General features: G+C 64.9%; 9 protein-coding genes. 3 read left to right on the top strand and 6 right to left on the bottom strand.

The genetic code is table 11. The features are described from left to right. The 3 genes from WAN71_RS06615 to rimP form a co-directional block, all read right to left on the bottom strand. The coding region (locus WAN71_RS06615; RefSeq protein ID WP_422224567.1) for a DUF448 domain-containing protein at positions 1–238 on the bottom strand (238 nt) is incomplete at its 3' end. Between the two features lie 159 nt (positions 239–397). Then, positions 398–1,462, bottom strand: coding sequence for a transcription termination factor NusA (gene nusA, locus WAN71_RS06610; protein WP_422224566.1), 1,065 nt, complete (start codon positions 1,460–1,462; stop codon positions 398–400). Continuing rightward, positions 1,459–1,992 carry a ribosome maturation factor RimP gene (gene rimP / locus WAN71_RS06605; protein ID WP_422224565.1) on the bottom strand — a complete coding sequence of 178 codons (534 nt, stop codon included), beginning with the start codon at positions 1,990–1,992 and terminating at the stop codon, positions 1,459–1,461. Before rimP ends, nusA begins: the two co-directional genes overlap by 4 nt. Before the next feature lie 184 nt (positions 1,993–2,176). On the opposite strand from rimP, the gene WAN71_RS06600 reads away from it, so the two are divergent. Together WAN71_RS06600 and WAN71_RS06595 are read left to right on the top strand one after the other, a co-directional pair. Continuing rightward, positions 2,177–2,704 carry a hypothetical protein gene (locus tag WAN71_RS06600; protein WP_422224564.1) on the top strand — a complete coding sequence of 176 codons (528 nt, stop codon included), beginning with the start codon at positions 2,177–2,179 and terminating at the stop codon, positions 2,702–2,704. Then, positions 2,701–3,147 (top strand): ferritin-like domain-containing protein, encoded by a 447-nt coding sequence (locus WAN71_RS06595; protein WP_422224563.1) that lies wholly within the window; start codon positions 2,701–2,703, stop codon positions 3,145–3,147. The genes WAN71_RS06600 and WAN71_RS06595 overlap by 4 nt, the downstream gene beginning before the upstream one ends. On the opposite strand, the gene WAN71_RS06590 is transcribed toward WAN71_RS06595, so the two are convergent. Further along, positions 3,144–4,895, bottom strand: a complete 1,752-nt coding sequence (locus tag WAN71_RS06590) for a proline--tRNA ligase (RefSeq protein ID WP_422224562.1) — start codon at positions 4,893–4,895, stop codon at positions 3,144–3,146. The genes WAN71_RS06595 and WAN71_RS06590 overlap by 4 nt on opposite strands. Before the next feature lie 135 nt (positions 4,896–5,030). Here WAN71_RS06590 and WAN71_RS06585 point away from each other — a divergent pair, with 135 nt between their 5' ends. Further along, positions 5,031–5,891 carry a hypothetical protein gene (locus WAN71_RS06585; protein WP_422224561.1) on the top strand — a complete coding sequence of 287 codons (861 nt, stop codon included), beginning with the start codon at positions 5,031–5,033 and terminating at the stop codon, positions 5,889–5,891. Between the two features lie 56 nt (positions 5,892–5,947). Here WAN71_RS06585 and WAN71_RS06580 read toward each other — a convergent pair whose 3' ends face one another. Both WAN71_RS06580 and cobA read right to left on the bottom strand, forming a co-directional pair. Beyond that, positions 5,948–7,462 (bottom strand): MFS transporter, encoded by a 1,515-nt coding sequence (locus WAN71_RS06580; protein ID WP_422224560.1) that lies wholly within the window; start codon positions 7,460–7,462, stop codon positions 5,948–5,950. Positions 7,463–7,567: 105 nt separating this feature from the next. Beyond that, on the bottom strand, positions 7,568–8,158 hold a 591-nt coding region (cobA, locus tag WAN71_RS06575; RefSeq protein ID WP_422224559.1), incomplete at its 5' end, for a uroporphyrinogen-III C-methyltransferase.

The raw sequence follows: 8,158 nt of genomic DNA, 5'->3' as shown, positions 1-8,158 counted from the left end.
GTGTGCTCATGTTCTTTGCTGCCTGTTCTGTTGGCGGTGTGCCGAGCCCGTTGATGTGCTCGAACAACGCTGACGTATCCGGTGCGCCCACGATGCGCAGCGCTCGAGCAAATGCTCGCCGCCGGATCGCATCGTTGGCGCACTGTGGAACGGGATGCAGCCATGCACCCCGCCCCGGCAGAGTACCCGCTGGGTCAACGGTCACGGCGTATTTCCCGTTCCCGATCGACTCAGCCACCACTCGGAGCAGTCCGACGGCCAACTCTCGCTTTCGGCAACCGACACATGTCCGCACCGGTCCATCGATGCGTCGATGCGCAGAGGCCGAAATCTCGCGCTGGATCACGGCTTAGTTTACCCACACCCAACTAGTGGTCAGAACCACCCGCGATGTAGGTCAGCGGTCGTGCGCCATCCCGTGGGTAGCGCCGTGTTCCCCGTGGGTGGCGCCGTGCTCGGGGTGGTCCGCGGGCTGGTCGGGCGAATCCCCGCGGATGTCGATCCGCCATCCGGTGAGCCGGGCGGCCAGCCGTGCGTTCTGGCCCTCCTTGCCGATGGCCAGCGAAAGCTGAAAGTCCGGTACCACTACCCGCGCGGCCCGGGCGTTCTGGTCGATCACGGTCACCGAAACCACCTTGGCCGGCGATAACGCGTTGGCGACGAACCGAGCCGGGTCCTCGTCGTAGTCGATGATGTCGATCTTCTCCCCGGACAGCTCACTCATCACATTGCGCACCCGCTGACCCATCGGGCCGATGCAGGCGCCCTTGGCGTTCAGGCCGGGGACCCGGGAAGCGACCGCGATCTTCGAACGGTGGCCGGCTTCGCGTGCCACCGCGACAATCTCCACCGAACCGTCGGCGATCTCGGGGACCTCCAGCGAGAACAGCTTGCGCACCAAGTTGGGGTGGGTGCGAGACAACGTGATCACCGGCTCGCGGGAACCGCGACTCACTCCCACCACGTAGCAGCGCAGCCGGTCACCATGCTCATAAAGCTCACCGGGAACCTGTTCGGCCGCCGGGATCACACCCTCAGACCCCTTGGTCTCGCTGCCCATTCGGACGACGACGAAACCGCGGGCGTTGGCCCGGCTGTCACGTTGCACCACACCGCCAACGATCTCGCCCTCATGAGTGGAGAACTCGCCGAATGTGCGCTCGTTCTCGGCGTCGCGGAGCCGCTGCAGCATTACCTGCCGTGCGGTGGTGGCCGCAATCCGCCCGAAACCCTCCGGGGTGTCCTCCCATTCGCTGAGCACAATGCCGTCTTCGTCGACCTCGCGGGCAAAAACTTGGACCGCACCGGTTTTGCGGTCAATTTCGATATGCGCATCCGGCTGATGGCCCTCGGTGTGCCGGTAAGCGCTGAGCACCGCGGCCTTGACGTCCTCGAGCAAGTCGTCGAAGGAGACTCCTCGTTCCACAACGATCGCGTGCAGAGCGGCCATGTCGATGTTCATGTTCTGCCCTCCGCACTCCGATCGACAGCCGCCAACTCAAGTTCTCGCTTGGAAGGAGGCGAAAACTCAACCTGGACAATCGCTTTCACGATCTCGTCAATTGGCACTGGACGCACGGTCCAGTCGCGGGCCCGATCGTCGCGGACCACCAGCAGCAGCGCGTTGTCGGATATCTCGCCGACTCGACCGGTGACTTGCGTTCCGTCGGCCAGTGCTATTTCGACCTTGCGGCCCTGCGCCCGGCGGAAGTGCTTCGCGCTGGTCAGCGGGCGGTCCACGCCGGGGGAGCTGACTTCCAGCACGTAGCGACCGTCAATGCTTTTGACAGCGTCCAACAAGGTCGACGCCGAACGGGCTAGCTCAGCGATGGTGTCCAGGTCGAGCGCGGTGTCGCCGTCGGCAATGACAGTTATCCGCGGCGGACGGGCCCGCGGATCGATGACGACGTCCTCAATTTCGTAGCCTGCGCGCGCGAACTCACCATCGAGTAGCTCGATCACCTGCGTCTGTGACGGTAGCCCGATGGCCACGGCGAGCTCCTCATCTTGAGTTGTCCGGTCAGGCGGCCCTCCGGCTCGCAGTAATGCACGTTCCCGGTGAACCAGCTATTAACGATACGCCAGGAAACTCGTATCAGCCGTGATCGCGGCCAGGTCAACCTGCGTCATAGCCGGGCCGTCCAACGCGCCGGCACAGCAATGGCAGGATGTTGCTGTGCCACGCACGCTGCCCGTTGTCAGACCGGTTTTCAACAGGCGACAGGTGCTGGCCGGTGGCGCCGCTCTCGCTGTGTTCGGGATGGCCGGCTCCGCCTGCAGTTCGCCGCCCGCCGCGCCGGCGGTCGACGAACTCGAAGCGCAGTTGAAACTGGCCCGGCATGACAGCGAGCTCGCCACCGCAGCTGCTGCGGCCGCAGCCGCACCAGTGAGTGCAGCGCTGACCGAGGTCGCCGGCGAGCGCGCCCAACATGCCAAGGCATTGGCTACCGAGATCGCACGCCTGGCCGTCAACACGACGTCGACCTCCAGTCAGACCACCAGCCCGACACCCACCACGTCGGCCGCGGCGGCGCCCCCGCCGATACTGTCCGACGTGATCAATTCCTTACGCGGGTCCGGGGCCAGTGCCAGTCACTTGGCAATGACGTCTTCGGGTTATCGGGCCGGCCTGCTCGGTTCGATCGCCGCCGCGTGCACGGCCGCTTACAGTGTCGCGCTGGTGTTTTCAGGACCGGCCGCATGACATCCGCTGAGCCGTCACCCGCCGACTCCGCATTGTGCGCTGCGCTGACGACCGAACACGCCGTGATCTACGGCTACGGCATCGTGTCCGCCCACTGCCAACCCGACGCCAACCCCCTGGTGTCTTTCTCGCTGAATCAGCATCGCCAACGGCGCGACCAGGTGATCGCGATGCTCGGCGGCCGCTCGGTCAACGCTCCGGTGGCCGCCGCCGGCTACCAGTTGCCGATGCCGGTGAACAACCCAACCGATGCGAACCGGCTGGCCGTGCGGATGGAAAAGGACACCGAGGTGGCCTGGCGCGCGGTTATCGAGCAGGCTCAGACGCCAGAGGATCGCCAGTTCGGCGTGACCGCGCTGACACAGAGCGCCGTGCTGGCCGCCCGCTGGAACCAGGTACTCGGGGCCAACCCGATCACCACGGCGTTTCCCGGCGGCGACTAATCGCGTGAGACCGCGACCGTGATGTCGGTGGCCAGCCCGGCGCCGACCGCCAGTTCGCGGGTCTCGCCGGAGAACCGATTGCGCAGCTCGACCGTCCCGTCCGCCCAACCACGGCCCACCACGACGATCCACGGCACACCGAGCAGCTCGGCGTCCTTGAACTTCACCCCGGGCGAGGCCTGCCGGTCGTCGAGCAGCACCTCGATGCCCAGCCGATCCAGATCGGCGGCCAGCGCAGTGGCCCCGGTGCGCGCCTGCGCATCCTTGTTGGCGATCACCAGATGCACGTCGAACGGCGCGACTTCGGACGGCCAACGCAGCCCCAGCTCGTCGTGGTGCTGTTCGGCGATGACCGCTACCAGCCGCGACACTCCGAGACCGTAGGAACCCATGGTCAGCCGCACCGGCTTGCCGTCCTCGCCGAGCACGTCGACGGTGAAGGCGTCGGTGTATTTGCGGCCGAGCTGGAAGATGTGACCGATCTCGATCCCGCGGGCCGATACCAGCGCACCGGCGCCGTCCGGAGACGGATCGCCGTCGCGGACTTCGGCGGCCTCAATGGTGCCGTCGGCGGTGAAGTCGCGGCCGGCGATCAGCCCGACGACGTGCTGCCCTTGCTTGTCGGCGCCGGTGATCCAGCTGGTGCCATCCACCACGCGCGGGTCAATGAGGTAGCGAACACCGTTGTTCTGCAACGACTTCGGGCCGATGTATCCCTTCACTAGGAACGGATACTTAGCGAAGTCGGCGTCGTCAAGCAGTGCGTACTCGGCCGGCTCGAGCGCAGCGCCCAGCCGCTTGTCGTCGACCTCGCGGTCGCCCGGCACTCCGATTCCCAGCAGCTCCCAATCGCCACCGGGTTGGCGCACCTTCAGCAGCACGTTCTTCAGGGTGTCGGCGGCGGTGACGGTGCGGCCCAGGTCGGCGCCGTTGGCCCACTCGACCAGGGTCGCGATGGTCGGGGTGTCGCCGGTGTCGTGGACCACCGGCTCGGGCAGTCCGTCGATCGGCAGGGACTCGGGGCGGACGGTGACCACGGCCTCGACGTTGGCGGCGTAACCAGACGCGGGGCAGCGCACGAAGGTGTCCTCGCCGACCTGGCTCTCGGCCAGGAACTCCTCAGACGCCGAGCCGCCCATCGCGCCGGATACCGCAGACACGATGACGTAATGCACCTGAAGCCGGTCGAAAATCCGTTGGTAGGCCTCTCGGTGTGCGTGGTAAGCGGTCTTGAGCCCGGCATCGTCGATGTCGAAGGAGTAGGAGTCCTTCATCACGAACTCGCGTACCCGCAAGATGCCGGCCCGGGGCCGCGCCTCGTCGCGGTACTTGATCTGGATCTGGTAGAGCACCAGCGGAAAATCTTTGTAGGAGCTGTACTCCCCTTTCACGGTCAGGGTGAAGACTTCTTCGTGGGTAGGGGCGAGTAGATAGTCATTGCCGCGGCGGTCTTTCAGGCGAAAAATACTGTCGCCGTACTCGGTCCATCGGTTGGTCGTCTCGTAAGGCGCGCGCGGCAGCAGCGCCGGGAAAAGGATCTCCTGTCCGCCGATGGCGTTCATTACCTCCCGCACGACGCGTTCGATTTTGCGCAACACCCGCAGCCCCAGCGGCAGCCAGCTGTACAGGCCGGGTGCGACCGGTCGGATGTAGCCGGCGCGTATCAGCAGCTTGTGGCTGGCAATTTCGGCATCGGCGGGGTCGTCGCGCAGCGTGCGCAAGAACAGTTCGGACATCCGGGTGATCACAGCGCGCAAGCCTAGCGGCGAGCGACTGACCGCGAGATTGCGCCTAGGGCTGCGAACGAACGGTTATCCACAACCCTGCGCGCAATCTCACCGCATGAATAGTGAAACGTCGGTGCTTCCTCTCAGTATCACGGCATGACTGATGTATTCGTCGGCACGGAGATGCTTGCGTGTGGCGGGCTCACCAGGGGGCAGCTGCGCTGGAACTACTGCTCAATATTTCCCGACATCTATGTGGCGAGAACTACGGCTCCGTCACTGTCGCGCAGCACAGTCGGCGCGTGGCTGTGGTCGGGTCGCAATGGCGTGATCGCCGGGCGTGCTGCTGCGGCGTTACACGGCGCCCTGTGGGTTGACGCGGCAACACCGATCGAGATGATCTGGCGCAGTGGCCGTCCGCCACCAGGAATCGTGGTTCGCAACGAACGGATCGACGCAGACGAGATCGTCGACATCGACAACATGTCGGTAACGAGTCCCGCGAGGACCGCGCTGGACCTTGCCCGCCACCTGCGGCGCGATGTCGCGGTGAGACACCTCGACGCGCTCGCCCGCGCAACAGACGTCAAGGCATGCGATGCCTTGTCATTGACCGAGCGTTATCCCAGGGCGCGAGGGCTGCGCCGCTCGGTGGTCGCGCTCAACTTGATGGACCCTGGTGCTCAATCGCCGAGAGAAACCTGGTTGCGGCTCGTCCTCATCGACGCCGGCCTACCCGCGCCGAGGACGCAAATAAGGGTGACCGACGGGATCAACGAGGCATTCATTGACATGGGTTACGACGAACCGATGGTCGGCCTTGATTATGACGGTCAGCATCACAGCAACGATCGCGGACAATATCTGCACGACATCGGACGCGCAGAGCTGATCGTGCGTCAAGGCTGGATCGACATTCACGTGGTGGCCGAACACAGCCGACGATTCATCATTCATCGGTTGTCGGAAGTATTGGCCCGCCGCGGGTATCCAATGAAATTGCGCACAGGGTCGTGAATCGCGCCAGATCACAGCCTTAAGCGCAATCTCACGAGATTCCGAGCCAGACAGAGCTACAGCTCGCCGGCGTCGATGGCGTCCTTGACTTCCTGCGCGTGGGCCACCTGCGCGGCGCTGTAGCCAATGAGCAGAGAAACGCCGCCGACGACGATGGCTACCCCGGCCACCCACAGCAGACCGTAGGTGTAGCCGTGATCGAGCGCATGCAACTGCACCTTGTTCATGTTTTTCACCGGGCCGGTTGTGCCACCCAGGTACAGCGTGCGCGACGTGATGACAGCCTGGATAACCGCCAACACCACCGGACCGCCGAGGTTTTGCAGCATCAGCGTGATCGCGGAGGTGGGTCCGATCCGGTCGAAACCGACGCCGGCGATCGCCGAGAGCGCCAGCGGGATGATGATCATCCCGATCCCGATCCCGCCGACGGTGATCAGCACCACCAAGTCGAGGTACGGCATGCCACCGTCGAGCGTCGAACCGTAAACCATCGCGCCCAGCAACAAGATCCCGCCGCTGATCACCACGACCCGCGGCGGGAACCACGACACCAGCTGCGAGGAGCCACCCATGCCGATGCCCAGCGCGATCGCGAACGGGATAAAGCCGACGCCGGCTCGCAGCGCGCTATAGCCCATGATGTCCTGCACGTACAGCCCAATCAGCACGGTCAGGGTAAACAGCACGCCGCCGCCCAGGAAGATGGCCACGAAGGTGGCCAGCCGGTTGCGGTCGAAGAACAGGTCGAAGGGGACGATGGGGTTCTCGGCGGTGCGCTCAACGAGGGCGAACGCGACAAAAGCCGCCAGCGCCACCACACCGGAACCGATGGTGGTAAGCGAGATCCAACCCTTCTCGGGTCCCATCGAGAACGCGAAAACGGCGGCGGTACAGGTCAACGTGGCTAGCACCGCCCCGGTGGCGTCCAGCTTCTTCCGCTCCCGGTGGGTTTCCCGCAGCGTGGTGCGGGCCAGGTAAAGCATCACCAGCCCGATCGGCAAGTTGACCAGGAACGCCAACCGCCACGACACCTCGGTGAGCGCACCGCCGACCACCAAACCCATCACCGAGCCGATGCCGGTCATCGCGCCGAACACCGCCATCGCCGCATTGCGCGCTGGCCCCTTCGGGAACGTGGTAGCCACCAGCGCCAAGCCGGTCGGCGAAGCGATTGCGGCCCCGATGCCCTGCAGCAACCGGGCGGTGACCAGGGTGAAGTCGTCCCATGCGATACCGCACAGCGCGGAGGCGATGGTGAACAACGCGACGCCGACGATGAAGGTGCGCTTCCGGCCGATGGTGTCGCCGAGGCGGCCGCCAAGCAGCATCAGACCACCAAAGGTCAGCACGTAGGCGGTGATCACCCAGCTTCGGCCGGCGTCGGACAGGCCCAGTTCGTTCTGGATCTTAGGAAGCGCGACGATCGCGATGGTGCCGTCCATCGTCGCCATCAACTGCATCCCGCCGATCGCGATGACCGCAGCGATGAACCGCCGCGACAGCATCCACGTCGGATAAGACCTGTTTGTGGCGCTCTCGGCGGCCTTGGCTGAGTGCACTGGGGGCATATGAACTCCTCGCTCCGAGGGTTCAGACGTCCATTCGTGGACAGCCCGCTCTGCGTCATTGAGAGCCGTCATAAGAACTTACCCTACAGTAATCTTAGGAATCTTTTAAGCGCCGAATGCCGCTACCGTACCGATCACGATGATCGCGGGGGGTCGAATTCCCTCCGAACGTATCTTTTCCGGAACGTCAGCGAGGGTGGCCCGCAACGTGTGTGCTTCGGCCGTCGTTCCGTGTTGGACCACCAACACCGGCGTATCCGCAGGTCGGCCGCCCTTCAGCAGGACTTCGGCGAAAAGCTCGATGCGCTCCACCGCCATCAGCAAAACGATGGTGCCCGACATCGCCGCTAATGCGTCCCAATTCACTAACGATTCGGGGTGCCCCGGCGCAAGATGGCCGCTGACCACCACAAACTCGTGATTCAGGCCGCGGTGGGTGACCGGAACACCCGCCGACGCGGGCACCGCTATGGCACTCGTCACACCCGGCACTACCGTCACCGGAACGCCGGCCTCGACGCACGCCAGCAGCTCCTCGTATCCGCGGGCGAACACGAACGGATCGCCCCCCTTGAGACGCACCACAAACCGTCCGGCTCGGGCCTGCTCGATCATGACCGCGTTGATGGCGTCCTGGGCCATCGCGCGTCCGTAAGGAATCTTGGCGGCGTCGATCACCTCGACATGCGGGGGCAG

Origin of the sequence: Mycobacterium sp. (assembly GCF_049280035.1) — a bacterium.
In the GTDB taxonomy this organism is placed as follows: Bacteria; Actinomycetota; Actinomycetes; order Mycobacteriales; family Mycobacteriaceae; genus Mycobacterium.
The sequence above is the reverse complement of the archived record's forward strand: the minus strand, read 5'-3'. Positions and strand labels throughout refer to the sequence as shown.

Coding starts and splice junctions, on each gene's coding strand:
- WAN71_RS06580 (WP_422224560.1), bottom strand. CDS start 7,462: ATGCCCCCAGTGCACTCAGCCAAGGCCGCCGAGAGCGCCACAAACAGG.
- nusA (WP_422224566.1), bottom strand. CDS start 1,462: ATGAACATCGACATGGCCGCTCTGCACGCGATCGTTGTGGAACGAGGA.
- WAN71_RS06585 (WP_422224561.1), top strand. CDS start 5,031: ATGACTGATGTATTCGTCGGCACGGAGATGCTTGCGTGTGGCGGGCTC.
- WAN71_RS06595 (WP_422224563.1), top strand. CDS start 2,701: ATGACATCCGCTGAGCCGTCACCCGCCGACTCCGCATTGTGCGCTGCG.